Here is a 530-nt window from a genome sequence, read left to right on the forward strand (position 1 = left end):
TCTGCTAACGCAGACAGGGGTTTTGTCGTTTCAGGGAATTCAAAAAACAGGCCGCTTCTTGAGCCGTATTGATCTTCCACGCAACCGATTACTTCTTCCGGAACGGTTTTTCACGGGGGTAATCACAGCGCCTCAGCTGAGGCCGTTTGAACGGCGCCCTTTAAAATCGAAAAAGCCAGCCCCTGAATGATCAGGGGCTGGCTTTTTTATGCAAGGCTAAGGTTCAGAACTGGTAGCTGACCGTGGCCGCGACGTTGCGCTCTTCGCCCATGTAGCAAAAGCTCAGACTGGCGCAGGAGACCACGTAAGACTCGTTGGTCAGGTTGTTCGCGTTCAATCGAACGTCGACGCCCTTCAAGCCGACCTTGCCCAGGTCATAACCGATCGATGCGTCGAACAACGTGTAAGATGGCACCTTCAGTGTGTTTTCCGCATCCGCCCAGCTATAACCGACATAACGCACACCACCGCCTAAACGCAGGCCATCGAGTGCCGCGCTATCGAACTTGTAGTCGGCCCACAACGATGCC

Annotated in this window: 2 protein-coding genes; one reads left to right on the plus strand and one right to left on the minus strand. The window is 54.2% G+C overall.

The window, feature by feature from the left end:
* Positions 1 to 190 (plus strand): hypothetical protein (locus HT737_RS31240; protein WP_220459416.1); only part of this gene is annotated, 190 nt, incomplete at its 5' end.
* A gap of 33 nt (positions 191 to 223) precedes the next feature.
* Here HT737_RS31240 and HT737_RS16390 read toward each other — a convergent pair.
* Positions 224 to 530, minus strand: a 307-nt coding sequence (locus HT737_RS16390) for a TonB-dependent receptor domain-containing protein (RefSeq protein ID WP_182403285.1), incomplete at its 5' end; no start/stop codon positions are given.

This window comes from Pseudomonas sp. MD195_PC81_125 (assembly GCF_014060985.1).
Classification (GTDB): domain Bacteria; phylum Pseudomonadota; class Gammaproteobacteria; order Pseudomonadales; family Pseudomonadaceae; genus Aquipseudomonas; species Aquipseudomonas parakoreensis.